Genomic DNA, 26464 nt, shown 5'->3' on the forward strand with positions numbered 1-26464 from the left:
TTGTGAACTGAAAGAAAGCGAGGAATTTATATGTCAGCATTTATAGTTTTAGGAGCCCAGTGGGGAGATGAAGGTAAAGGTAAGATGACAGATTATCTTGCTGAGGGGGCAGACGTTGTAGTCAGGTTCCAAGGCGGAAATAATGCAGGTCATACCGTAGTTGTAGGAGAAAAGGAATATAAACTTCACTTAATACCATCAGGAATATTATATAAAGATAAATTGAATGTAATAGGTAATGGTGTGGTTGTAGACCCAGAGGCGTTATTTATAGAAATTGACTACTTAGAAGCGCTAGGCGAAAAAATAACTCCAGAAAGATTAATAATTAGTGATAGATCACAGCTTATAATGCCATACCATAAAGAGCTAGATAATTTATACGAAATAGCTAGAGGTAAAAATGATATTGGAACTACAAAAAAAGGGATAGGCCCTTGTTACACTGACAAGTTTGAAAGAAGTGGAATCAGAGTTTGTGACTTAATGAAAAAAGATGTTTTTAAAGAAAAGCTTAAAACTAGTCTAGCAATGAAGAATGATATAATAACAAAAGTTTTGGGTGGAAAAGCTTTAGATTTTGATAAAATATATACAGAATATTTAGAGTATGCAGAAAGAATGAGACCTTTTGTAAAAGATATATCAGTTAAAGTTTATGATTCAATAAAGTCTGGAAAAAATGTTTTATTTGAAGGAGCACAAGGAACGCTGCTTGATATAGATTACGGTTCATATCCTTTTGTAACCTCATCAAACACTATTGCAGGCGGAGTTTGTGTTGGAGCAGGAATAGGACCTACTATGATAACAAATGCTGTAGGAGTTGCGAAAGCTTATACTACAAGAGTAGGAAAAGGACCATTCCCAACAGAACTTAATGATGAAGTAGGAGAATGGATCCGCGAAAAAGGCTTTGAATTTGGCGTAACAACAGGTAGAGCAAGAAGATGTGGATGGCTTGACCTTGTTATATTAAAAACTGCGGCAAGAATTTCAGGACTTACTAGTTTTGCTGTAACTAAAATAGATACATTAGCGGGACTTGAAAAAATTAAAATCTGTGTAGGATATAAATTTGAAGGTAGCGTTATAGATTATTTCCCAGCGAGCCTCGAAGATTTAGCTAAATGCGAACCAGTATATGAAGAGTTTAATGGTTGGGATGAAAAGATAGCTGATGCAAGAAGCTATGAAGAACTTCCTGAAAATGCAAAAATATACTTAAAGAAAATTGAAGAATTTACAGGAGTTAAGGTTTCTATAGTTTCAGTAGGACCTAAAAGAGATCAAACAATGGTGTTAACTGAAATATAGCATATATACATGCATATTATACAAAAGATATTTTTTAATATGTATGTTTTTTATATTATAGGGAATTATAATTATTGTGGGAAATATATATTAGGTATACAAGTGCATACTATAGATTAAAAAAGTGCGTACTAGTAAAATTTAAGTATATAAAATATAATGAGAATTAGAGTTAAATTAACATAAAGTGAGGTAGATAATATGAAAATAACTAAAGATATGACAATAGGCGAAGTTGTAAGACAAAATCCAGAATCAGTTGAAGTATTAATGAGCTTTGGAATGGGTTGTGTAGGGTGTCCTTCAGCGCAAGCTGAAACATTAGAAGAAGCAGCAATGGTTCATGGTCTTAATTTAGAAGAATTAATGACTGCATTAAATGCATAAAAAAATTAAGACACTTAGCATTTGCTAAGTGTCTTGTTTTTTATCTTTTCTTTATTTTCTTAATGGCTAGGATAACAGGTATGGTAATTACAGTAGCTATGGTGGCCTCTGGAACACCATTTATTATACCTATACCATAAATAGTCTTTGCAGCGATAGATGGATTTATGCCCTTAGAAGTAGCAAATTTAGCCGCATAAAAAACATATATCATAGTAAGAACCCCAAAAGTGTTAGTTAGCGAACCAACAACGGTCGCGAGTCCAATCCTTAGGCTATCATTTTTAACGTGGATTAGTTTATAAACATAGTAAGAAGTAAGACCAATAAGAACCCTTGGTAATACAGATACTAAAGGATTTATAAAAGCAAAAGAGAGTAAATTGGGAGTTGTTATGTTTTGCATAATACTAAACATCCCAAATATTAAACCAATAGTCATTCCTACCATAGGGCCACCTATTATTGATCCTATAATAACGGGAATGTGCATGATAGTAGCTTTGGCACCAGGAAGTGGAATAAAGCCATATCCAGTTAAACCAAGTACGATGCAAATAGCTGATAGCATACCAATAGTTGTAAGTTCACTTGTTTTTATTCTTCTAAGTTTAATAGAATTATTATTAATCATGTGTTCCCCCCGCTCTTATTCCATAAGGATATAAGTCGTCCTATTCATAATCCTTATTTATAGTTCAGTTTCATAATGAATACTGACAACAATATTTTAACACTATTTTGATAATAATTACATAGATAAATAAAAATTTAACAAACTTTATGTTAATACTATACAGTTAATGTTTACTGTGTTGGTTTAGTTTGGTATTATTTTAAGTATGAAGAAAACTAAGAAGCGTAGAAATTAATAGTTATTATATTATGTACTCATGAGAAATATAGGAGGGGTATTATGGGCAAAATGCCAGAGGTTACAGATAGAGATTATAATATTCATTATTATGAAGTAGATATTCATAAAAGAGCTTTGATGACAAGCATTATAGATTATCTTGGTGATATGGCAATGTATCAAAGTGAAGTGCTTGGAGTTGGCATAGAACATCTTAAAGAGAATAAATCAGCTTGGGTGTTATATAAATGGGACATAACAATGGAGTCGTATCCTTTATTAAATGAAACTATAAAGATTAGAACTTTTGCACATTCTTTCAATAAATTTTATGCATACAGGAAATATGAAATTATTGATATGAAAGGGAATAAAATAGGACATGCGAGTTCTGTGTGGATTTTAATAAATACAGACAGAAGAAGACCAATAAGGATTACGAAAGATATGTATGAGGCTTATGGTATTGATGATAGCAATAATACACCCATAGACATTGAGGATATAGTACCAATAACTACAGTGCATAGCGAGAAAAACTTTCAAGTTAGGTATAGTGATATTGACACGAATATGCACGTAAACAATGTTAAATATGTTGCTTGGGCTTTAGAAACAGTTCCTAAGGATATAGTATTAGACCGTCAACTAACTAATATTAAGGTAACTTACATCAAGGAAACAACATATGGAGAGACCATAAAGGTAAGCACGCAGGTTATAAGAGAAGAAGATAAGACGATATGTAGACATAAAATCATAAATGAAGAGGGTGTTGAGCTTACGCTCTTAGAAAGTACTTGGGTACAGTAGTCTAAGTATTTTTCTTATATTATACTTTTCTAAGCATAATATAAGAAAATCCCTTAATCAACTTTCACGTTTCAAACCCTTAGTTCAATTCACGCAGGACAAACTTCATACTAATCGCACTCTTATTTTTTAATTGGAAGCATTTCTCCCGGCAATGGCACCAGAACTCCATGCCCATTGAAGGTTAAAACCGCCGCAATCGCCATCTACATCTAATATTTCTCCCGCAAAGAATAAATTTTTAGTAATATTGGATTCTAGAGTTTCAGAATTAATTTCTTTTGTATTAATGCCTCCTGCAGTTATCTGAGCATTTGCAAAAGAATTAGTACCTGAAACCTCAAATCGCCATTGCTTTAACAAAGTATATAGAGCATTTTTTTCGTTTGAGGTCAAATCGCAACAAGGCTTATGAATGTCATCTATTTTTGCTTCTTTTAAAATTATTGGAATGACCTTCTTGTTAATTATTCCGATGAATGAATCATGAACGCAGCGACTCTGAAATACTGACCAGTGATTATTTAAAAATGATTTTAGATCTTCGTAGCTAATATTTGGTAGCATATCAATACATAAAGAAACCTTGCTATTTTTAGATAAACCATAAGATGCAGTTCTACTAAGCTGAAGAATAGGGGGTCCGGAAATGCCGTAATCTGTAAAAAGTATTTCTCCGAATTCCTTTTGAACATATTTATCGTTTATAAATATTTCCGCAAAGCCATCAAACTTTACTCCAGATAGAGCCTTTAGTTTATTATAGTTTAATTTAAGCTGTACAAGGGCTGGTACAGGAGAGATTATACTATGACCTAATTGCCTAGCCAACGAATAGCCGGAGCCGTCAGAACCTGTTTTAGGAGCTGATTTACCACCGGTCGCAATAATCAACTTTTCACATTCATATGTAGAGTTATCTGTGCTATAAACTTTAAAACCCTTCTTTGATTTAATAATCTCCTTAGCTTTGGTATTTGTATACAGTGGAATTTTTTTTTCGTCTATAGCAAAGCGAAGTATATCAAGTACTGATGAGGCTTGCAATGACATAGGAAACATTTTACCACCATCTATTGTCACTAAAGGTAGTCCTAAACATTCGAAAAAATCTATAGTATCTTTTATGGTGAAAGAATCCAGAGTGTAACCTGCGAAATTTGTATTTTCACTGTGATATCTATCATTATTTATATGTACATTACTGATATTACACCTACCGTTACCGGTGGTTAGTATTTTTTTACCTACTCTATCGGTTCCTTCAATTATTGCTACATCTATTCCAAAATCTTTTGCTATTAAAGCAGAGGTTAAACCAGAGGCGCCTCCGCCAATTATTATAAGGGAATGTTTCAAGAAAATCTCTCCTTTCGAGAAAAAATATTTTTATATTATAAAGTATATACATATAAGCTTACCCTAAAATGAGTAGGATGAAAATGAATTTTTATTTTGTTTTATAAGTAACCATAAAATTTGTTTAAGAGTGTTTAATAAAAGGTAGTTATTTTCAAAAAAACATATAAAAAAGCATACAAGGTAAACCATTGATTTAACTGGGTTTGAGTGTTTTGTAAAAAAAAATAATAAAAAAAACAAGAAAATATGTTGACACTTTAAGAAAAATTAGGTATTATAGTTTATGTCGGGTTGCAAGACGTAAGCCCATAATAAATAAAGTGACAAATTAGTATGGCTCCTTGGTCAAGCGGTTAAGACACCACCCTTTCACGGTGGTAACAGGGGTTCAATTCCCCTAGGAGTCACCATAAACATACATGGGAGCATAGCTCAGCTGGGAGAGCATCTGCCTTACAAGCAGAGGGTCACAGGTTCGAACCCTGTTGTTCCCACCATATATGGCTCAATAGCTCAGTTGGTTAGAGTGCCGCCCTGTCACGGCGGAGGTCGAGGGTCCGAGTCCCTTTTGAGTCGCCATTTTTACTAAACTGGTATAGTTTAATAAAAGAACATCTAATTTATAAGCTTGATTCTTATCAAAAGAATCATTAAAAAGTAATAAGGCTCCTTGGTCAAGCGGTTAAGACACCACCCTTTCACGGTGGTAACAGGGGTTCAATTCCCCTAGGAGTCACCATTAAAACATATATGGGAGCATAGCTCAGCTGGGAGAGCATCTGCCTTACAAGCAGAGGGTCACAGGTTCGAACCCTGTTGTTCCCACCATATATGGCTCAATAGCTCAGTTGGTTAGAGTGCCGCCCTGTCACGGCGGAGGTCGAGGGTTCGAATCCCTTTTGAGTCGCCATTTTTGCTGGCATGGCTCAACGGTAGAGCAGCTGACTTGTAATCAGCAGGTTGTAGGTTCAATTCCTATTGCCAGCTCCAAAAAAGTCCTAAACATTTGTTTAGGACTTTTTTTACGTCCAATATGTTTACTGAGCTGAAAGATTGTAAGAATTAAAAGGATTGATAGCCTCTAAAAACAAAATGTATTTAAAGTGATTTGATTTTTGTCTTGAAAAAATAAAAATATTGACAACATTCGATCGTTATAGTAGCATAAACACATACGATAAGCAATTAAAATAAATTAACGTTCGTATTTTTCTGGACGAATATCAATATTTTGCCATATCATTGGTTTTGTAAAATAAATATAAATTATATATATCCAACAAAAATATCATTAAGATAAAATTTTAGGAGAGTTAAACCTATGAAGAAAAAATGGACTTACATATTATTTGTACCATGTTTAATATTACTATCTTATTTTCTTATAGTGCCTTTAGTTAGTACTATAATTCCTACTTTTAATATTAATGGAAGCTTTAGCTTGGATCATTATTTAAATTTCTTTGGAGATAAGTATACGCTGCAGATATTTTATAGAACATTAAGAATTGCTTTAATATCATCTGCAATATGCATGGTTATTGGAATTCCAACAGCATATTTTGTGTCTAGAACCTCAAAGAAGATTAGAGGGTTATTCATGGCATTAACCATATTCCCTATTCTTACAAATTCAATTGTTCGTTCTTTTGCTTGGATGAGTATTTTAGGTAAAAATGGAGTTATAAATAAAGTGTTACTTAGCTTAGGCGTTATCAATGAATCTTTAACTATGATGTATACTGAAGGCGCGATCATTGTTGGTACAGTTTATTTATTTTCACCGCTAATGATAATTTCTTTAGTAGGAGTTTTAGAAAATATAGATAATGACTTATTAGAAGCAGCGGAAAGTTTAGGAGCTAATAAAGTGAAGGCCTTCTTTAAGGTTATATTCCCACTGAGTTTACCGGGATTAATAGTTGGAACAGTCCTTGTATTTACAGGAGCACTTACGGCTTATACTACACCACAATTATTAGGTGGTAATAAAAATACAGTGTTAGCCACATTAATTTATCAAGAAGCGATGACCTTGAGTGACTGGCAAGCGGCGTCTGTTGTTGCAACAATAATGATAGTTACAACATTGTTGGTTATAAAAGGAATAAACTTATTAGCGTCTAGATTAGATAAGAGGGGATTATAACATGAAAGGCAGAAAAAGCAAATTACTTACTATATTCGTAGCATTAGTATATATATTTTTACTAGCACCATTAGTAATTATAGCGTTAACAAGTATAGGAACAGAAAGTTATATTGCATTCCCACCAAAGGGGTTTAGCATTAAGTGGTATGCAAATGTATTTCAATCAGATATGTTTATGAATACAATGTTTGTAAGTTTTTTAGTATCCTGTGGGTCTACAGTATTAGCACTGTTAATTGGAATACCGGCAGCTTACGGATTAAGCAGATTTGATTTCAAAGGAAAGGGTGTTTTAAAGAATTTTTTCTTTTCACCATTAATAATACCAGGAGTGGTTGTTGGTTTTGCATTATTTCAGTTTTTAGTAATAAAATTAGAATTTTCAGTATACATGAGTTTATTTATAGGTCATACATTGGTAATAGTACCTTACATAATTAGAGTTGTTGGTTCAAGTTTAGAGGTATTTGATTATTCAATAGAAGAGGCTGCAATGAGTCTTGGCTATACAAAAATAAATACTTTTTTTAAGGTAGTTATGCCAAATATAACTTCAGGAATTATAGCAGCGGTTATGTTAGCATTTATAAATTCCTTTAACAATGTGCCTGTATCAATATTTTTAACAGGACCAGGAGTAAGTACTTTGCCAATTAGTATGATGAGCTATGTAGAGTATAACTATGATCCAACCGTATCAGCATTATCAGTTATATTAATGTTAATAACAATTGGAATAATGTTTATAGTAGAAAAAACTTTAGGATTAGATAGTCTTTCTTAGGCAAAATACGTTCGTAATAGGCCTTAAATAATGCTAATAAACGTGGGGGTAACACATGAATTTAATAAACTTAAAAAATATAGCAGTATCATATGATGGAAAAGACAATATATTACAAAATTTTAATTTAAGCATTAAAAAAGGAGAGCTTGTATCTCTTTTAGGACCTAGTGGATGTGGTAAAACTACAACATTAAGAGTAATTGCTGGATTTATAGAGCCAAACAATGGAACGTTTATGCTAGGAGGCAAGGATTATACAAAAATACCTGTTCATAATAGAAATTTCGGATTAGTATTTCAAAGCTACGCATTATTTCCGCACCTAACAGTAGAAGAAAATGTAGCATTTGGTTTAAAAATGAAGAAGATATCAAGGGATGAAATAAAGAAAAAGGTAAAAGATATATTAGAAGTAGTAGATATGAATCAATATGCTAAAAGATATCCAAAGGAGCTTTCGGGAGGGCAAAGACAGAGAGTTGCAACAGCTAGAGCGTTAGTAATAGAGCCAAGTTTATTACTTTTAGATGAACCTTTAAGCAACTTAGATGCGAAGCTTAGATTGAAGATGAGAGTTGAAATAAGAAAGCTTCAACAAAGCTTAGGAATTACTACTTTATTTGTTACCCATGACCAAGAGGAGTGTTTCTCTATATCTGATAAAGTGGCGGTAATGAACAAAGGTGTAATAGAGCAATTTGATACTCCAGAAAATATTTACTCAAATCCTTCTACAGAGTTTGTTGCTAGATTTGTGGGATTTGAAAATTTTATAGATTTAACGAAGGTACAAGATGGATTATATGAAAGTAATAAAGGATTAAAGTTTAATGTGGAAAATCCTAAAATAGACAAGGTAGAAGTTAAAGGTACAATAAGACCAGATGATATAGTTATAGCATCAATAGAAGCGTCAAATACTATAGAGGGAACTGTAGAAATAAGAACATTCTTAGGGAAATCCTATCAGTATAATGTAAATACCACTGTGGGTAATTTAGTTGTAAATAGCCAAAATGATGTAGTTTATCCTCAAGGGGATAAAATAAATCTTTACTTACCTGAAAATAAAATAGTATTAGTATAAGCTGAAATGGATATTATTAATTTGAGCAAGTTAGGAGGAATGGATATGTTAAAAAAATCTTTAGTAGTAACGGTTGCATTAGGATTGCTAGCAACTGTATTTGTTGGATGCAGCGGTGCATCTTCAGTCTCGGGTAAAAAAAAGGAACTTGTAATTTCAACTTTTGGGTTAAATGAAGACAAGCTAACAGAAAATGTACTTAAACCTTTCGAAGAAAAGCATGGAGTTAAAATAGTATTAGAAACAGGTAATAACTCTGATAGATTAACAAAACTTAAAAACAACCCAAAGTCAACAGTAGACTTAATATACTTAGCTGAGAGCTATGCTGAGCAAGGAATAAAAGCGGGGGTATTTGAAAAACTTGACTATAGTAAAATTCCTAATAGTGAAAATGTAGTAGATAAGGGCAAAGGAACAATAAAAGATGGATTTGGACCAGCATATGCATTAAACAGCATAGGAATAGCTGTTAATCCAAAGGAAGTAGAGTTTGAAATAACGTCTTGGGAAGATTTATGGAAGCCTGAACTAAAGGGTAAAATAGCTATACCAGATATAACAACAACCTTTGGTCCAGCTATGCTTTATATAGCAGCAGAAAAAGCAGGAGTAGATATATCTAAAGACGAGGGTGCAGCTGCATTTAAAGAGTTACAAAAATTAAAGCCTAATGTAGTTAAAACTTATAGTAAATCTTCAGACCTATCTAATATGTTTGCTAGTGGAGAAATAACAGTAGCAGTAACAGCTGACTTTGCTTATGAAATGATTACTAATGCATCACCAGAAATAAAGCTTATAACTCCAAAGTCGGGAAGATATTTAAACCTTAATTCAATAAACATGAATAAGAATTCAGATAATAAAGATTTAGCTTATGAGTTTATAAATTATGCTTTAAGTGAAGAGATTCAATATAAAGGTGCTAAGAATTTAAGTGAATCACCAGTAAATAAAAAGGTTTCTTTGACTGAAGAGGAAAGTAAAAATTTAACCTATGGCCCAACAGTGAAAAATGCTAAAACTATAGATTATAAAGTGGTTAATCCATTAATGAGTGAATGGATAGATACTTGGAATAGAATTATGAACTAATTATATAGATTAAATAAATAACTAGTCAAAATCTTTATGATTGAGACTAGTTATTTTTTAAATTTAGCTATAAGGGTAAAAAATAAGTCTGCATAATTTTAAGAGAGAAATATATATTAAAGAGGTGCATTATGGAAGTTGAATTAATAGTTAAAAATATCAGAGTGTATAATAGTTATTTTAAGAAATTCATTAATGCAGATGTAGCAATAATGGATGAAAAATTTATATATATAGGCAAAGAATATGAAGGTAAATTAAGTGCTAAAGAAGTTGTAGATGGACATGGAAATTATATGATTCCTGGCCTTATTGACATTCATATGCATATAGAGAGTTCGATGACTATTCCCAGTGAGTTTTCTAATGCTGTTATACCACATGGAGTAACTACGGTGGTGGCTGATCCACATGAGATTGCTAATGTTTTTGGTGTGGAGGGGATAATAGCTTTTATAAGTAAAGAGGAAAAAATAGATATATTTTATGGAATACCAAGCTCAGTACCATCAACATCAAAGGAGTTTGAAACCACAGGGGGATTTATAAGTGATAAAGAAGTTGGTGAGCTTTTAGCATACCCGAAGGTTATTTGTTTAGGAGAGGTAATGAATTTTAAGGATTTAATAGAAGAGGATAATTCTAATATAAATAAAATTATAAATCTAATCAAGAGAGAAAAAAACAATTTCCCAATAGAAGGTCATTGTCCTAAGATTGAAGGGTTAGATTTAGCTATGTACATATATAGAGGGGTGGATGGAGATCATACCCACCAGAGTTTAAAATCCATAGAAGAAAAAATAAGTAATGGAATGTTTTTAGAAATACAAGAGAAATCTATGAGTGAAGAAAATATGAATTATTTAAGGGATAATAATTTATATGAGCACTTTTGTTTGGTTACAGATGATGTAATGGCTGACAAGCTAACAAGTGGACATTTAAATAAATTAGTGAAGAAAGCTATGGATATGGGAATTAGTGAAGAAAACGCTATATATGTATCTACATATACTCCTGCTAGAAGAATGGGACTTTTAGATAGAGGAGTTATTGCCCCAGGAAAGATGGCAGACTTTATATTATTAGAAGATGTTAAAGAGTTTAAAATACACTCGGTATATAAAAATGGAAAAGTGATATATAATAAGGAAGAGTGTGAAGGGAATAGTTATCGGCAAATAAATTCAAAAGAAGGTATAAACATAAAAGATACAATAGAGGTGAAAGAAAATAAAAAGGAAATATTTCCTAGGAAATTTTATAATAGCATAAAGTTAAATTCTTTAAATGAAGAGGATTTTAAGGTGGAAACTCCTATATTAAATGGAGAACTTATTTGTAGAACAATCAAGGTGGAGCAAGATACAACCTTTACTGAAGAGGGAGAAGCTACAATTAAATCATTAAATGGGGAACTTCAATGGGAAATAAAGGGTTGTGCATTGATAGTAGTCTTTGAAAGATACGGAAAAACTAAGGGTAAAGCCTTTGGTATAGTAGATGGTAATATAATAAAAGAAGGAGCTGTGGCTACTACTTGGGCCCATGACCATCATAATCTTATGGTAATGGGAAGAAATGTTAAGGATATGATAGCAGCAGCTAATGAAGTTATAAACTGCAAAGGTGGATATGCAGTGGCAAATAAAGGTCACATTCTAGGTTCAGCACCATTACCAATTGGTGGAATAGTAAGTGATGTTCCTATAGAGGTTTTAGGAACGCAGTTAAAAGAAATAAGAAAAGCTATGAAAGAATTGGGATATGACCATAAGAATGAAATAATGTCATTTAGTACATTATCACTACCAGTTAGCCCAGCTTTAAAGATAACTGATAAAGGATTAATAGATGTTAAAAAACAGGAGATTGTTTCATTATTTAAAGAAAGTAGTGAAAGATAAAATAAAAAAATTGGCGGTATTAGCATATGAAAAAAGGAATAGAAGATAATAGAATTTTAATAAAGAATGTAAATATAATTACTATGAATAAGGATAAAGAAGTTATAGAAAATGGTATACTCGTAATAGAGGGAGATGAAATAAAGGCAATTGGCGGAGCTGATTTAGAAAATCAGTTTCAAGGATATAACATAATAGATGGTGAAGATGGAATATTAATGCCCGGTATGATTAATTGTCATTGCCACGGTTCTATGGTTCCGTTTAGAAGCTTAGCGGATGATTGCAAGGATAGATTAAAAAGATATTTATTTCCATTAGAGAATATATTGGTGAATAAGGAATTGGTTTATATAGGAGCGAAATATGCAGTGGCAGAAATGTTGCTTGGTGGAGTAACTACCTATTGCGATATGTATTACTTTGAAGATGAAGTGGCAAAGGCAACATCAGAGTTAAATATGAGGGGAATACTATGTAATAGTATTATAAATTTCAAAGCACCAGATGCTGAGGAACCCTTTGGTGGATTAGATTACTCTATAGAATTTATTGGAAAATGGAAGGGGCATGAATTAATAACACCAGGAATAGCACCCCATGCACCTTATACCAATAGTGATGAAAGTTTAAAAATGGCCTATGAAATATCTAAAAAATATGATGTGCCTTTTACTATGCATTTAGCAGAAATGGACTTCGAATTTGAAAAATATAAGGAAGAATTAGGGCTAACCCCAGTGGAGTATGTAGAAAGCTTAGGAATACTGGATTCTAACTTTATAGCAGCACATGCTGTAACTTTAGAGGAACAAGACATAGATATACTTAAAAAGCATAATGTTAAGGTAAGTCATAATATAGGGGCAAATGCTAAAGGAGCAAAGGGAGTGGCTCCCATATTAAAAATGAGAGAAAAAGGTATAGATGTAGGGCTAGGAAGTGATGGTCCAATGAGCGGAAACACCATGGACATAATCACTCAAATGAGTCTAGTTGGAAAAATACAAAAATTATATAATAACGATAGAAGCTTATTCCCCGCAGTGGAATTAGTAGAAATGGCAACAATGGGAGGAGCAAAGGTATTAGGTTTAGAAAATAGAGTGGGATCCATTGAAGTCGGTAAGAAAGCTGATATAACATTAATAGAAACTAAATCAGTAAATATGCAACCAATATATGATTACTATTCAGCGGTGGTATATTCAGCTAATGCAGGGAATGTGGATACGGTAATAGTTAATGGGAAGATTGTAGTTAGAAATAAGGAATTGGTTTCTGGAAACTTTAAGGAGATAAGAAGGGAGCTTTTAAAATTGAAGGACAAGATTGAGAAGGTAGCTGGAAAATTATAAATGAATAATATTCTTATAATAGAAGATAAAAAAATATGATAGCAAAAGCACATAGTACTTAAAATGCATTTGAGGGTCTTAGAAGTAATTCATGAGGACAAACGCATTTATAGTAATATGTGCTTTTTATTAATGTGCATATTTTTATATTATTTTGATTTACTCAAATTTTTCTTAATTCTTATGTCGTCTCCAAAGAATTTGCAAAGTGTAAAATTTCCAATTAATCTAGAGGTTATTCTCTCAGTATAGGTATTTAATAAATTTTCAAGGGTCAAATTAGTAGACACTAGCATTTTTTTTTGTTTTAATAATTTGGTATTAAGTAGATTGAACATTTCTGTTTTAGTAAAATCTGAAATTTGCTCAGTACCCAAATCGTCTATAATAAGTAAATCACAATTTATTAGTAGTTCCTCTAAAGAGGTGTCGCCATTAAAGCGAATTTCTTTTAAAGCCTTTATCAATTGTTCGGCTGTTCTATATACTACAAAAGAACCTTTGTCGAGTAATTCCTTTGTAATGCAATGAGACAGAAAGGTTTTTCCTGTACCAGAACTTCCATAGAATAATAAATTTTCATCAGTGGTATTGAAATTCTTTAAAAAGTTCATAGACCTAGATAAAATCTTTTCAATGTTCTTTTTAGGAGATTCTGATTCAAGTTCACTTTTTCTAGAAGGATAGTAGTCTAACTTAAAATTATCAAAGTTATTGGTATTTAACATACCTTGAAGTTCAGAACTAGTATAATAAACATCTATAACCTTTTGCTTAAAGCAAGGGCATTTAGTATTTCCAATAAAACCTGTATCGCGACATTTTGTGCATCTATAATGCAAATTCAAGTATTCCATATCAAAACCATTAGAGACTAATAGCTCAGATTTTTTCATTCTTAAATCTATTATTTTTTCTTTCAAAGAATGTAAATATTCATCTCTATTGTTGATACTTTTCAAAGCACTAATGGATAATTCTATACATAGCTTACCTATTTTGTGATCTAGTTCAATAATTTCAGGGTGAGTCTTTTCTATGTGAACTTTTCTTTTTCTAAAGTCAGCCTCTTCTTCTTGCCTTATTTGATCATATATAGCTAATATTTTGGTTTGATATCCTTTAATCATTATTATCCCATCCTAGTAATTTTTTTTCTAGTTCATCAAAGTTATAAGCTCTTTGTTCATAATCATTGAAACTTCCCCTAGCAGGCTTTCCACCGGCAGTAGTTTTTTTATTAGTAACTAAACGTTTTTTATCTTTCTTCTCTATATCCTCTAAAGAGTTTATGCCATCTTTAAACCAACTGTTTAGAATCCCATCGATATATTTAAAATCAGCGCGGCTAAGCCTATCAAAACAAATATCGCAAGCTTTATATATAATTTCTAGAGAAAATTTATAAACATTTATCCATTTATCTAATATTTGTTCTTGAGGTTTCATTATTTCTGGAGCTTTTATTCCTAGGTAATTTAAGATTTTTCTGATGTTTATCCATTTATCCTCATGTTTTTTTATATAGGATTGAGCACCTTCAATATTTTGAATATTAGCATCATGCCATGCAATTGCAATGGTTTCAATGTATCTATAGTCAACTTTACCTTTTGATACACAATATTGAATTAATAAAAGTATTAATTCTGGGGGGAAATTATAATCTTTTTGCCAACTTAGGTACATGGTCATTTCTTTCGGTGAAAGAGGTTTGGCTAATAGTTTTTCAATATCTTGGAGCATACCTTTTATTGAAGAATTGGTTAATTCCTCAAGCAAATTTATGTTTTGGATATCGTCACTTGGAACATCTAATAAATCCAAGAATTCAATATTAAAGTTACCCATATTATCAATGGGGGTCATTTTAATTAGGTTCTCATCATTCCAATAGTTCCAAGCATTTACAACATCTGTTTCTAAAAGTCCAAGCGTATTTGCTATAACTGAAGAGGTAGCACCTATTTCTCCAGTTGTACAATATTTTAGCCCGAGAAGATAAACTTTAACAAATTCTCCTCTAGCTCTAGGCATAAACTTATCTATAAAGATATTACTCACAGGAGTATATTTATAGTTTTCATTCTTAAACATGAAAGTACTCATAAAGTCACTACCTTTCTTTTAAAATTATAGAAATATAATTTTAAAATACAAAATTGCTGGTTATTTATATAATGTGTTAATTTATAGGGATTTATTATTCAACATATAGTATACCATACAGTGAATGATACAAATAAAAAAAATGTTTCAAGAATGTATATTATTTGTAATAAAAGGGTATATTAAGTAAGTATTGCGGGAGGTAGAACATTGAATGCTCTAAAACGAAATAAAATGAATATAGGCGTGATAATTATAACACTTATGATTACCGCTACTATGGTGTATTTGAATGTATATAGGTTTTATGGTTATAAAGTTTGTATAGGGAGCAGTACCATAACATTTGTAAAAAATAAGAATGAATTTAATAAAACATATAAGGAATTAAAATCTGAAATTAAATCCAAATATGGTAATGAAATTACAATAAAAGGTTTAACTTTAGGTAAAGTAAAGGTAAATGATGATGCTATGTTTATAAGTGGAGATAGCCTTAAGAAAGTGATGTTAAAAAAATCCAATGAAGTAGTGGACGTATTTTTAATGAAATCAGATAATAGAAAAATGGCATATGTAACAAATGAAAATCAAGGGAAGGAAATTTTAAACTCTGTAAAAGATTATTATTCTGAGGGTTCGAAGCTAAATAGCATAATAAAAACAGATATAGAGAATAAAATTAGTTATGAACCGGTTAAGGTTAAAACAGGAAACTTATATGAAAATAATGAAATTATTAAGGAATTAATTAAATATAACAATAAAGCACAAGTTCCATTAATTACTGTAAGAACAGTAGGAAATATAATTAAAGAACAAGCGATATACCCTACTACAATTATAAGATCTTCAAGTAAACTAATGGATGGTGTTAAAAAGGTAGGTCGTGAAGGTAGTGATGGAATGAAAAAGGTTACTACCGAAGTAATAGCCATTAACAATAATATCATAGCTGAAAAGGTCTTAAAAGAAGATACTATAACGCCAGTGCAAAACAAAGAAATATTGGTAGGAACTAATAGCCCAATAACACCTCGATTGGAAGCTATAAATAGTCCATCAAGAGGTAGTATAAGTTCAAGCTTTGGTGTGCGCTGGGGAAAAATGCATAAAGGAGTTGATATAGCAGCGAGTTTTGGTGCAACAATAAGTGCAGCATTAGATGGTAGTGTCACTTATGCAGCTTGGCAGGATGGGTATGGTAATGTGATAAAAATCAACCATGGGGGAGGAATAGAAACTACATATGCACATTGTAGTGTCATTACTGTAAAAAGAGGTGAAATAGTAAAGGGTGGTATGAAAATAGGAGAAGTAGGAAGTACTGGGAATAGTACAGGACCTCATCTACATTTTGAGGTAAGAGAGAATGGTGAGCCTAAAAATCCTCAAAAATACATTAAATAAAAATAAATGTATGAATAAAATTATACTAAAAGTAAAAAATACTTTATAAAGGAGTGATTTTATGCCATATAAAGAAATGAAGACACCAGCAAAAGAAAAAGATAATAAGCCTAAAAAACCACAGACTATAGAAGCATCTGATATGAAGAAGGCAAAACGTAAATCAGCAATAAGAGCTGAAGAATAATAAAACTAATTTCTGAATTTTAGTAAAGAGAGCTTTAATGCTCTTTTTATTTTTTTAAAATATAATTAACCATTTATGAAATAGTAATTAATTTATAATGATATACTTACGGTAACATAAGTTACCGTAAGTATTGGCTAAATATAGTATTATTAGACTATAAGTTAACGCCATTTCAGAAGGAAAGTCTCCCAATGCTATAAGTGGGGGTATAAATCTACTTCTGAAGCCGTTAATGCAGCTCCGCAGGAGATGATTTAAAAGAATAAATAGATATTGGAGGAATAATAATGAGCGCTTTTTTAGCACCTATTCACACATGGTTATTTAATAAAATCTTATTGGCAGAGGATTTAGAGACAAATTTAAAAAAAGATTATATAGATAAATACGGTGACAATGCGAAAGATGTTGCCCAAAAATCAGTGGCTTACGGAAGTCCAATAGATACCAAGAAAAATATAGAAGATATAATTGATGTATCTAATATTCATGGCTGGTTACAAGATAAAATTTTAAAAGTGGAAACTAGAACAGCATTTATAATAACAGAAATGATTAAAAATTATGGAGAAGAAGCTGAAGTTATTGCTAAAGCATGCTTTGCAAAGCAAGGTAAAACTGTTGGAGAAACTTTAAAAGTAAAAGAAATGCAAGGAAAGCCAGAAGAAGTATTTAATAACCTTAATAATTATTTGTTAGAAGGTATGCCTTGTGATAGAGTAATGAGGGTTATAAAATCTGAAAATGACATATTTGAATGGGAAACTACAAGCTGTATTCATAAAAATTATTGGGAAATGGTAAATGGAGATGTAAATATATTTTACATGCTTAGACATGTATGGATTAAAGCGTTTATTGAAAATTCTAATGAGGAATATACTTATAGTTTCATTAAAGGGTTAGAATATAATGGTATAATAGGAACAAATCAAATCACAAGAAAGTAACATAAAGAGCAATATAATAATTAATGGTTGTTACGATCCCCATGGAATAGGAGGAAATTTAATGGAACCTAAATATGCTGTACTTCAAAAAGTAAGAGATGGAAAAAGAACTTATGGTGTAACGCCTCATATCCCGGGGGGATTTATAACATCAAAACAGCTATCAAAAATAGCTGAAGTAGCTGAAAAATATAAAGGAATCTTAAAAATGACCTCAGGGCAGAGAATTGCAATATTAGGACTAGAATCTGAAGATGTTGCAAAAGTGTGGGAAGAATTAGGTATGCAGCCAGGAGTTAAATCCCTAAACTCTGTAAAAAATGTTCATATGTGTCCTGCAGCATTTTGCAAAAGGGCGAAACAAAATTCCTTAAAAATTGGAATGCTTTTAGATAAGAGGTACCATGGAATGGAGATGCCTTGTAGAACAAAGATTGGAGTAGCTGGTTGTAGGAATGCTTGCACTAGTGTATACGCTAGAGATTTAGGCATAATAGGAGACAAGGAAGGCTACATAATAGTCGCAGGTGGTAGTGGTGGATTTAACCCTAGGGTAGCTGATATTATTGTAGATAGATTAACAGAAGAAAAGGTATTGATTGTGGTTGATACCTTAATGGAATATTACAAGGCTAATGGAAATATGGGAGAAAAACTAGGAGATTTCATTCAACGAATAGGACTAGAAAAATTTAAATCGGATATCCTTCTAAAGTCGTTATTGCAGCACGGCAAGTGATGATTAATAAGTCCATTCAATAAAAACGCATAATAAGCGTTTTTATTTTTTTGAAAAATAAAAGCATCTCTTTTTATTAACAATATTGCCTAGAAAATAAAATGTTTTTAGAATTAATTAAGTATATATATATTTGTATATGGATAGCATAATGTTTGAAAGGAGAGATGAAGTGTGGTGAGTATGAAGTCAAGAGAACTAGGTAATGAAAAATTATTTAAATATGGATTAGAAAGGTATGTTGAGATTGAAGGCACAGACATCAAGTTAGTAAACATACCTACAATAGTTACAGGAATTAATAATAATGGAAGCATAAAACAAGAAAAAAATGAAGCCTACGCATATGAGGTAGTTGATCAAAATAAAAGATTTACAGATTAGTATTCAGGGACTCACAGAGCATATAACTAGAGCTACCACGTATAATGTCTAGTTGTATGCTTTACTAGGATGTAGGGCATAGGATGATTTAATCTAATAATCATATTTTAACATATAAAAAAATAGATATAGTCTATTAAAAACTTATATCTATTTCAAAATATGTAACTTAGTTACTTTTTATATACATCAACCGCCAAGTGTTACATCTTGATCATCATACCAATGTAAAGCATTTGATAAATGCTCCGGTTTAAAGTCAGGCCAAAAGTCATCTATAACGTAAAAGTCAGAATATATGGATTGTAAAGGCAAAAATCCACTAAGACGCCTTCTTCCACCCCAACGAATAATTAAATCTACTCTAGAGATATCATTAGTTTTTATGCAATTAAATATATTACTTCTTTTGCTACTTTTGTTTTGATCTAGATTACTTAGATCCCATTCCCAGCCATAGTTTACGAGAAAGTTTAGCTTAATACCACCTTTACCAAAGGTTCTACGCGAGGTGAAAGGAAGTAGTTCTTTAGGAAACATAGGTGAGGCACTATTTCCTACTACTAATAAATCAGCATCCTGTGTACTTAACAGTTTTACTGCATCTACACAAGCTTTAGCAAAAGCTTCTCTCTGCAAGGGTGGTCTTTTTGTATTATCAGTAGTAAACCCATAATAAGTTATTTCTTTTACGCCCACAGCTTTGCAAAGTTTATACAAAGACAAACCAGGATCTAGTCCAAAGGAATACCCTTTGTCTTTTGATAAACCATTATCTACCGACCATCTTCTATTCCCATCGGGAATTACTCCGATGTGGTTTGGTATTCTCATATTATCACCCTTTAATTATGAATTTTTATAACTTATAAATCATAGTATATCCATTATTAATATATTAATCCATTGTATTTTCAAAATATTAATGAATTAGCAATATATAGTATTAAATAATCCGATTTGTTTAATTTTTAAATTAGATAATGTATAAAATACTTTCAATTTATAGGGATATAGTATAGTATTATTGGAATATCGATTAAGATATTCGAAATAAGATTTAATGTTCCTTAATATTAAAATAACGATACAAGATAAATTTATTGATAAGTTGAGGTGAGTTAATGAATAAAACAAAAAGAGCTATATTTCAGTCTGCAATTAAAACTTTTTCTACTAACGGATATGACGGAGCTACTATGGATGAGATTTCAGCAAATGCTGGGGTAGCTAAAGGTACGGTGTACTATTATTTTAAAAGTAAGGATGAGGTTTTTAAATATATAATTACAGAGGGAGTAAGCTTACTTAGGCAACAAATAGAAAAAATTACTACTGGGCAGGGAGACTATACCTGTAAGTTAAGAGAACTAACCAAGGATCAGTTAAAATTGGCATATGAAAATAGGGATTTATTTAAGGTTATAATGAGTCAAGCATGGGGCGGGAAAATAAGACATTCTGAGCTTAGAGGAATGCTAAAGGCGTATATGGAAGATATTGAAAAATTTTTAGCAAGTGCTATGGCTGAGGGAGCTATAAAAAAATGCGAATCTTCTTTTTTAACATATATGTATTTTGGAAACTTAGTATCAGTAGCCGTTTATAATGTTATTAAAAATGATAGTATGAAATTAGATGAAATTACAGATAATTTTATGGAGCACCTACTAAATGGAATAAAGTAAAAATACACAGTAAGATAATCTAGATAATAGAATATCTTGCTGTTTTTTATTTCAAATAAAATTATAAAATTAATGAGCACGTTTACTTCTTTTGTTAACAAAAAATACATTGACTTTATGAAAAAAAAATGTAAAATATACATATATGACTGACTAGTCAGTTATATATGTAGGTTGTTAAAACTGTTGTAGAAAATAATTATATATATAAAGGATGAGGTGATAACATGAACTTTTTAAAAGTAGCTTGGAGAGATATCTCAAGTATATTTAAAAATAGATTCATACGAGTATCGGTAGTAGCAATTATTATAGTTCCACTTTTGTACAGTTTACTTTATCTTGATGCTTTTTGGGATCCATATGCTAGAATTAAGGATATGCCAGTGGCTGTGGTAAACCAAGATAGAGGAAGCTTAAAGGATGGAAAAAAAGTTAACTACGGTCAAGATTTAGTAAATAATCTTAAAGATAAGGAAGCAGTAGGCTGGAGGTTTGTTACAAAAGAGCAAGCTGAAGATGGAGTCAAGGGAAAGAATTATTATGCCATGTTCGTAATTCCTGAAGATTTTTCGCAAAATGCTTTAAGTTCGACTAAAGGTAAACCAGAACAAGCTACTATATTATATAGTGCAAATGAAAAGAGGAATTTTTTAGCAGCACAAATCAATGGTAAAGTTTTAGATCAGCTTAAATCAGAACTAACCAAAAGTATGTCAAAAGAATACGCAACAGCAGTGTTTGATAGTTTATATGAACTTAAAGATGGTATGAAAAAAGCTTCTGATGGAAGCAAGAAACTCGCTGACGGTGTAGTTACCGCAAAAGATGGTACGCATCAGTTAAAAGATGGAACTGGGAAACTTAAAAGTAATGTTCCAGAAATGATGGATGGAGTAGGGAAATTACTAGCGGGTTCTAATACATTAACTAGTAAGCTAGGGGAGCTTAAAGCTCAAGTGCCTACAATGGTAAGTGGGGTAAATCAGCTTCATGGTGGTGCAGACCAATTGAATAATGGATTATCAGAGCTTAACAAGCAAGTGCCAACTATGGGAACAGGGGTACAAAAACTTCATGGTGGTGCAGACCAGTTGAATAATGGATTATTGGAGCTTAACAAGAAAGTACCAGAAATGGCAACAGGGATACAACAGCTTCATGGTGTTGCAGACCAAGTGAATAATGGGTTATTGGAGCTTAACAAGAAAGTACCAGCTATGGCAACAGGGGTGAAAAAGCTTAATGATGGATATAAGAAAAAAATACTACCTTCAACTAAAGAACTTAAAGAAGGAGCATCAACTCTTGCTTCAGGGCTTGCAGGAACTAAAGATGGATCAACTAAGTTAAATGATGCATCAACTAGGTTAAATGATGGATCAAAAGGTCTTAGTGGTGGATATGATAAAATGGAAAACGGCATGAGCGATCTTAGCGTGGTCAGTGCAAAAGTTGCTGGCGGAGTAGATGTTTTAGTAGATAATAGTAAAAAATCTCAAGTGGTATTGCAACAAGCAGTGAGTACTCAATTAAGAGCATATTTTAAAGATAATCCAGAAGCAATGGATAATGCAAATATGAAAGGCTTTGTAGATACACTGAATTCATTAAACCAAGCGGCTACAGATGAAAACAACGTAGCGATGATGAATGAACTTCAAAAGGGTGCTCATGGAGTAGCAGAAGGATCTAAGCTATTAAAGGATGGATCCTCAGACTTTGTAAAGGGTTCGCATGACTTTGCACAAGGTGCAGAAGAGTTTTCAAAAGGGGCTGCAATGTTTGCAGAAAAAACAGGTGAAGCAGCGGGCGGCGCAGCTAAAATTAGTGGAGGTTTAAATCAGCTATATGATGGTATGAATGGTGATTTTGGAAATGGAATTTCACAGCTTAATGATAATATTCCAACTTTAACTGGAGGAGTTCAGAAGTTAGCTGTAGGTTCAGGGGCTTTATCGGGAGGACTTTCAAAGCTTAACGATAAAATTCCAGATTTGACTGGGGGTACAGCGAAGTTAGCTGTAGGTTCAGGAGCTTTATCAGGAGGAATTTCAGAGCTTAACGGCAAAATCCCAGCTTTAAGCGGAGGTGTGCAGAAGTTAGCTGTGGGTTCAGGAGCTTTATCAGGAGGGCTAGCACAGTTTAGTCAAAAGATGCCAGCTTTAGCAGATGGAACGTCGAAACTAAATGCAGGTTCAGCAGAGCTTACAAAAGGAATTAGTACTTTAAATGGAAAATTACCGGAGCTAAAAGATGGGGTAAGCAAGTTAGATGATGGTACTAATAAATTAGATGATGGCATGACAGAATTAGCAGATGGTTCTAAAGAACTTAACAAAAAGCTTGCAGATGGTCATAAGGATCTTAGTAGTAGCTTGAAAAATGATAGTAAAACTATGGGAGAGACATTCTCGCAGCCAGTAGTTATGGATCAAAAGCCAATAAATCCTGTTAAAACTTATGGTGAAGGATTTACTCCATATTTCATTCCACTATCATTATGGGTAGGAGCATTAATGATGTTCTTTGTAATTACAGATAAGGTAGATGCAGATATTGCAGCAAGTCCAGCTTCTGTAGTAGCAGGTAAGTTCTTATCATATGGAGCTATAGGAGCTATGCAAGCGGTACTTGCAAGTGGAGCTGTAATGTTATTAGGTCTTAGACCAAGTAATATACTACTGTATTTCTTGTTTAATATTTTCTTATCAAATGTGTTTATAGCGATTATTCAATGCATGGTATTCTTACTTGGGCAAGCAGGAAGATTAATATCAATTGTATTATTAATTCTTCAACTTACTTCTTGTGCAGGTACGTTCCCAATAGAAGTTGTACCTAATTTGTTTAAGGTTTTAAATCCATTTATGCCTTTTACTTATGCAGTATCTGGGTTAAGAGAAGTAATATCAGGTATTGATTATGGCGTATTTACAAAAGATGTAATAGTCCTTGCGGCAATGTTAGTTGTATTCTTATTCATATCTATATCAATGAAGGGGCATGCAGATAAAGTGCAAAAATTGATACAAGATAAAAAAGATGAAGCAACAAATATAACTGCATAGTATAAAGTAAGAACGTATTAAAAAATTTAGATATTTGTAAACCACATTCCTATATTATTAGGAGTGTGGTTTTTTAATATAATCATCAATGATTATTACTAAATTAACATTTAAGATCTATTCTAAACACCAATTCATAAACATTTAAAAGGAGAGATATTATATACGACTGAATTATTATCATTAGACATGATTCTGCAATTCTAGGAAGCCACAAAACCATAAAACCTACACTAGAAAGCCCTGGTATAAATAATATTAGAAAATAAGTGTTAATAGATGAAATTACAATTGCAGGCAATCCTATTGCTAAAATCATTTTAATATAGTTATCATATAGTTTATTTTCACTATTGTTTCTTTTAATCACATTATTAATAACCAAAATTACAAAACCAAGCAGTGCTATAATCTCGAGTCCAATACCAATAAACTGAGTTTTCTTTCCAAGCGAAAATATAAGTTTGCCTAAATTTGATTTTGGAAATAGCAATATTACAATAGTATTAACAATTCCTATTAATCCTAAAGTTGCAAAACAAGTAATATAGTATTTCACTTGTTTTGAAACTTTAGTAAATTTTGTGTGTTTCCATATTAGTCCTGGAATAAAGCCTGCGAGCATTGTCATTAAAGTAAATAGTGGAATATAAGGTCCCAGAGGTCTTATAATATATGCAAGAATATCCACAAGACCACCAGCAAGTGCCCCATAAATTGGTCCGAAAATAATTCCAGGAAGAATATAGAAAATACCATCAATGCTAATTCTCATAGCCCCTGCACCACCAATTGGGATCATTATACTAATTGATCTTAGAATTACTGCAATTGCAATGAAAACGGAAGTTGAAACCAAAGTCTTCGTACTCATCTTTTCTTTCATTTAAAGACCTCCGATAAATTATTTAAAAAAAACTGATTCACAGACTTGGTAAACTCAAATTTATTATTAATATGTAACAACTTTTAGATAGACAAACTATTTGTTTCACAAAGTGTATTGATAACAGAAAAAATCAATACAGCTGCTAAGTTTGCTGTAACGTCGTCTTGGTCAAATCTTGGCGAAACCTCAGCTATATCAAAACTTACTACTTTATTTGACCTTAAAATGTATTTAAGAAACTTTAATACACGTTCAGGATCGAGACCAAGTGGTTGTGACGAACTTACTCCTGGTGCAAAAGCTGTAGAAAATACATCGGAGCATATAGTTACATATAGATAATCTTTAAATTTTATGAAATTATCTATTTCCTCCATAAGCGGCCAACTGTCACTATCTATTATATCTTTCGCAAGCATGTATTTAACACCAAGTCTATCAGCTGTTTTAAAAAGATCTATGGTGTTACTGTGCTTTTGAACTCCGATGCACAAATAAGAATATTGAAGATCCCTATCACTACAAATATCTGCTATTTGTCTAAACATTGTTCCGGAACTGGTCACTTTTGTATAAGGTCTTAAATCAAAATGAGCATCAAAATTTATTATCCCGATATTAGGTTCTTGGCTTTTTTGTGATAAGTAATTTAATGTACCCATATAACTTCCAAAAGCAACTTCGTGACCACCGCCCAAAATAATAGGAAAAAGATTTAAACTTAAAATCTTTTCGATTGCTTTTGATAGAAGAGCTTGGCTTTCATCAAGGGTACAGTTTTCACATAATATATCTCCTACATCAAAAAGTTTAACTTCTTGTGAAAAATTGCATGGAAGGTTAGATAATTCTTTTCTTATACTTTTAGGGCCCTTAGATGCCCCTACTCTGCCACTATTAAGCCTTACACCTTCATCACAACAAAAACCAATAAAAGCAAATCCCAGTTTACCGGCGTAGGAAATTAAATCATCTCTTTTTAAATCTATTATCTTTACACATTGATGCCATCTAAAAGCATCATAGTTGGTTTCACTATCAGTGCGTCCCTGCCAAACTGTTTTATCCGTTATTTTATAATTTTTATCAAACATTGTATTTAGCCTCCCAAATTATTTATGTATTTATAATTACATCACTATCATTATTTTAAATATAGTTTTCAGTATGATAAGCATATTAAGTATGTTTAAACATATTAAAAAACAACCTAAGGCAAATTATGATTTACCTTAGGTTGATGGCTATGGGGATCTATCCCTATTATAAAACTACTTTGCTTAGTAGTTGTTTTTCTCTTTCAACTACATTTTGTTCAAGAGTAGATACTTTTTTTTCAAATCGAGCTACGAACTCACTATCATTGATTGAGGATAGATTTATTTTTACATTGTAAAGAGCTGATAGAACTGCACTTCTTGCCATCATAGCTGATACAGCACCATCGGTTACTGCATTTTTATTTCCGTGTTTTATTGCCTTTTCTGAGTAATCCATAAGTGCATACGCATCTTCTGCTATCTTATATGGAGTCTCTGATGCATGCTTTAATGCATTTTGAATAGTTTCTTTTCTTGCAGATTTCTCTTCATCACTGTTTTTTGGCAATTTGAAGGCGTCCATTACTCCATGAAAAGATTCAGAGTCTGCATCTATATACTCTATAAATCTTTCTTTATATTTGTTGGCTTGTTCATAAACTTCTTTCATCATGACTTCACTATCTTCATAACCTTTTTTACCAATAGTCAAACTTGCAACCATTGAAACAAGTGCTGCTGCAGATGCAGCTGATAGTGCCGCAATGCTTCCCCCTCCTGGCACGGGGCAATTTTGGGAGGTTTGGTCAATGAATTCTCTAACGCTTTTATCAACTAATAACATAATAATGTACTCCTTTCTCTATC

General features: G+C 32.0%; 24 protein-coding genes and 7 tRNA genes. 23 read left to right on the forward strand and 8 right to left on the reverse strand.

All coding sequences use genetic code 11. The features are described 5' to 3' along the window. The first annotated feature begins 30 nt into the window (after nucleotides 1-30). Both ACWJJT_RS11340 and ACWJJT_RS11345 read left to right on the forward strand, forming a co-directional pair. Nucleotides 31-1317 carry an adenylosuccinate synthase gene (locus ACWJJT_RS11340; RefSeq protein WP_462954787.1) on the forward strand — a complete coding sequence of 429 codons (1287 nt, stop codon included), beginning with the start codon at nucleotides 31-33 and terminating at the stop codon, nucleotides 1315-1317. A gap of 201 nt (nucleotides 1318-1518) precedes the next feature. Continuing rightward, on the forward strand, nucleotides 1519-1704 hold the full coding sequence (locus tag ACWJJT_RS11345; RefSeq protein ID WP_216302157.1) for a DUF1858 domain-containing protein: 186 nt from the start codon (nucleotides 1519-1521) through the stop codon (nucleotides 1702-1704). 40 nt (nucleotides 1705-1744) lie between these two features. Here the strand turns inward: ACWJJT_RS11345 and ACWJJT_RS11350 are convergent, their stop codons facing one another. Further along, nucleotides 1745-2338: an ECF transporter S component gene (locus ACWJJT_RS11350; RefSeq protein ID WP_462954788.1), complete on the reverse strand. Its 594-nt coding sequence runs from the start codon at nucleotides 2336-2338 to the stop codon at nucleotides 1745-1747. A 282-nt stretch (nucleotides 2339-2620) separates the two neighbouring features. On the opposite strand from ACWJJT_RS11350, the gene ACWJJT_RS11355 reads away from it, so the two are divergent. Further along, entirely contained in the window at nucleotides 2621-3373 is a 753-nt protein-coding gene (locus ACWJJT_RS11355; RefSeq protein WP_462954789.1) for an acyl-[acyl-carrier-protein] thioesterase, read from the forward strand. 129 nt (nucleotides 3374-3502) lie between these two features. Here the strand turns inward: ACWJJT_RS11355 and ACWJJT_RS11360 are convergent, their stop codons facing one another. Then, a complete protein-coding gene (locus ACWJJT_RS11360; protein WP_462954790.1) occupies nucleotides 3503-4732 on the reverse strand; it encodes a BaiN/RdsA family NAD(P)/FAD-dependent oxidoreductase in 1230 nt (409 codons plus the stop codon). A gap of 338 nt (nucleotides 4733-5070) precedes the next feature. Here ACWJJT_RS11360 and ACWJJT_RS11365 point away from each other — a divergent pair. The 13 genes from ACWJJT_RS11365 (at nucleotide 5071) to ACWJJT_RS11425 (ending at nucleotide 13127) form a co-directional block, all read left to right on the forward strand. Continuing rightward, a tRNA-Glu gene (locus ACWJJT_RS11365) sits at nucleotides 5071-5145 on the forward strand. Nucleotides 5146-5156: 11 nt separating this feature from the next. After that, nucleotides 5157-5232: transfer RNA gene (locus ACWJJT_RS11370), tRNA-Val, on the forward strand. 5 nt (nucleotides 5233-5237) lie between these two features. Then, nucleotides 5238-5314, forward strand: a tRNA-Asp gene (locus ACWJJT_RS11375). An 85-nt stretch (nucleotides 5315-5399) separates the two neighbouring features. Next, nucleotides 5400-5474 (forward strand) — tRNA-Glu (locus tag ACWJJT_RS11380). 13 nt (nucleotides 5475-5487) lie between these two features. Next, a tRNA-Val gene (locus ACWJJT_RS11385) sits at nucleotides 5488-5563 on the forward strand. Nucleotides 5564-5568: 5 nt separating this feature from the next. Further along, a tRNA-Asp gene (locus ACWJJT_RS11390) sits at nucleotides 5569-5645 on the forward strand. Nucleotides 5646-5650: 5 nt separating this feature from the next. After that, a tRNA-Thr gene (locus ACWJJT_RS11395) sits at nucleotides 5651-5725 on the forward strand. Nucleotides 5726-6056: 331 nt separating this feature from the next. Then, the gene (locus tag ACWJJT_RS11400) at nucleotides 6057-6884 is read left to right on the forward strand and encodes an ABC transporter permease (protein WP_462954791.1); all 828 of its coding nucleotides are present in this window, start codon (nucleotides 6057-6059) and stop codon (nucleotides 6882-6884) included. A 1-nt stretch (nucleotide 6885) separates the two neighbouring features. Then, the gene (locus ACWJJT_RS11405; RefSeq protein ID WP_462954792.1) at nucleotides 6886-7671 is read left to right on the forward strand and encodes an ABC transporter permease; all 786 of its coding nucleotides are present in this window, start codon (nucleotides 6886-6888) and stop codon (nucleotides 7669-7671) included. 55 nt (nucleotides 7672-7726) lie between these two features. Beyond that, a complete protein-coding gene (locus ACWJJT_RS11410; protein WP_462954793.1) occupies nucleotides 7727-8761 on the forward strand; it encodes an ABC transporter ATP-binding protein in 1035 nt (344 codons plus the stop codon). Between the two features lie 45 nt (nucleotides 8762-8806). Continuing rightward, entirely contained in the window at nucleotides 8807-9859 is a 1053-nt protein-coding gene (locus ACWJJT_RS11415; protein WP_462954794.1) for an ABC transporter substrate-binding protein, read from the forward strand. Between the two features lie 131 nt (nucleotides 9860-9990). Further along, nucleotides 9991-11769, forward strand: a complete 1779-nt coding sequence (locus tag ACWJJT_RS11420; RefSeq protein WP_462954795.1) for an adenine deaminase C-terminal domain-containing protein — start codon at nucleotides 9991-9993, stop codon at nucleotides 11767-11769. 26 nt (nucleotides 11770-11795) lie between these two features. Then, complete coding sequence (locus ACWJJT_RS11425) at nucleotides 11796-13127, forward strand: amidohydrolase (RefSeq protein ID WP_462954796.1); 1332 nt, start codon at nucleotides 11796-11798, stop codon at nucleotides 13125-13127. A 149-nt stretch (nucleotides 13128-13276) separates the two neighbouring features. Here the strand turns inward: ACWJJT_RS11425 and ACWJJT_RS11430 are convergent, their stop codons facing one another. Together ACWJJT_RS11430 and ACWJJT_RS11435 are read right to left on the reverse strand one after the other, a co-directional pair. Then, nucleotides 13277-14257, reverse strand: a complete 981-nt coding sequence (locus ACWJJT_RS11430; protein ID WP_462954797.1) for an ATP-binding protein — start codon at nucleotides 14255-14257, stop codon at nucleotides 13277-13279. Continuing rightward, entirely contained in the window at nucleotides 14250-15236 is a 987-nt protein-coding gene (locus ACWJJT_RS11435) for a DnaD domain protein (protein ID WP_462954798.1), read from the reverse strand. The genes ACWJJT_RS11430 and ACWJJT_RS11435 overlap by 8 nt, the downstream gene beginning before the upstream one ends. Nucleotides 15237-15446: 210 nt before the next feature. Between ACWJJT_RS11435 and ACWJJT_RS11440 the strand changes: the two genes are divergently transcribed. The 5 genes from ACWJJT_RS11440 to ACWJJT_RS11460 all read left to right on the forward strand — a co-directional run bounded on the left by ACWJJT_RS11440 (nucleotide 15447) and on the right by ACWJJT_RS11460 (nucleotide 18909). Further along, the gene (locus ACWJJT_RS11440; RefSeq protein WP_462954799.1) at nucleotides 15447-16646 is read left to right on the forward strand and encodes a M23 family metallopeptidase; all 1200 of its coding nucleotides are present in this window, start codon (nucleotides 15447-15449) and stop codon (nucleotides 16644-16646) included. A gap of 61 nt (nucleotides 16647-16707) precedes the next feature. Then, entirely contained in the window at nucleotides 16708-16833 is a 126-nt protein-coding gene (locus tag ACWJJT_RS11445; RefSeq protein WP_258280600.1) for a hypothetical protein, read from the forward strand. 290 nt (nucleotides 16834-17123) lie between these two features. Continuing rightward, on the forward strand, nucleotides 17124-17786 hold the full coding sequence (locus ACWJJT_RS11450; protein ID WP_462954800.1) for a hypothetical protein: 663 nt from the start codon (nucleotides 17124-17126) through the stop codon (nucleotides 17784-17786). Nucleotides 17787-17847: 61 nt separating this feature from the next. Beyond that, a complete protein-coding gene (locus ACWJJT_RS11455; protein WP_462954801.1) occupies nucleotides 17848-18525 on the forward strand; it encodes a nitrite/sulfite reductase domain-containing protein in 678 nt (225 codons plus the stop codon). A 174-nt stretch (nucleotides 18526-18699) separates the two neighbouring features. Continuing rightward, nucleotides 18700-18909 carry a hypothetical protein gene (locus tag ACWJJT_RS11460; protein ID WP_462954802.1) on the forward strand — a complete coding sequence of 70 codons (210 nt, stop codon included), beginning with the start codon at nucleotides 18700-18702 and terminating at the stop codon, nucleotides 18907-18909. A gap of 189 nt (nucleotides 18910-19098) precedes the next feature. Here the strand turns inward: ACWJJT_RS11460 and ACWJJT_RS11465 are convergent, their stop codons facing one another. Next, complete coding sequence (locus ACWJJT_RS11465) at nucleotides 19099-19743, reverse strand: undecaprenyl diphosphate synthase family protein (RefSeq protein ID WP_462954803.1); 645 nt, start codon at nucleotides 19741-19743, stop codon at nucleotides 19099-19101. Between the two features lie 290 nt (nucleotides 19744-20033). Here ACWJJT_RS11465 and ACWJJT_RS11470 point away from each other — a divergent pair, with 290 nt between their 5' ends. Together ACWJJT_RS11470 and ACWJJT_RS11475 are read left to right on the forward strand one after the other, a co-directional pair. Continuing rightward, nucleotides 20034-20597: a TetR/AcrR family transcriptional regulator gene (locus ACWJJT_RS11470; protein WP_462954804.1), complete on the forward strand. Its 564-nt coding sequence runs from the start codon at nucleotides 20034-20036 to the stop codon at nucleotides 20595-20597. A 227-nt stretch (nucleotides 20598-20824) separates the two neighbouring features. After that, a complete protein-coding gene (locus ACWJJT_RS11475; RefSeq protein WP_462954805.1) occupies nucleotides 20825-23668 on the forward strand; it encodes a YhgE/Pip domain-containing protein in 2844 nt (947 codons plus the stop codon). Between the two features lie 103 nt (nucleotides 23669-23771). Here ACWJJT_RS11475 and ACWJJT_RS11480 read toward each other — a convergent pair whose 3' ends face one another. The 3 genes from ACWJJT_RS11480 to ACWJJT_RS11490 form a co-directional block, all read right to left on the reverse strand. After that, nucleotides 23772-24554 (reverse strand): folate family ECF transporter S component, encoded by a 783-nt coding sequence (locus tag ACWJJT_RS11480; RefSeq protein WP_462954806.1) that lies wholly within the window; start codon nucleotides 24552-24554, stop codon nucleotides 23772-23774. A gap of 83 nt (nucleotides 24555-24637) precedes the next feature. Continuing rightward, complete coding sequence (hutG, locus tag ACWJJT_RS11485; RefSeq protein WP_462954807.1) at nucleotides 24638-25651, reverse strand: formimidoylglutamase; 1014 nt, start codon at nucleotides 25649-25651, stop codon at nucleotides 24638-24640. Between the two features lie 169 nt (nucleotides 25652-25820). Next, nucleotides 25821-26441 carry a cyclodeaminase/cyclohydrolase family protein gene (locus ACWJJT_RS11490; RefSeq protein WP_462954808.1) on the reverse strand — a complete coding sequence of 207 codons (621 nt, stop codon included), beginning with the start codon at nucleotides 26439-26441 and terminating at the stop codon, nucleotides 25821-25823. Between the last annotated feature and the right edge of the window lie 23 nt (nucleotides 26442-26464).

The sequence above is a fragment of the Clostridium sp. CM041 genome, from assembly GCF_055081035.1.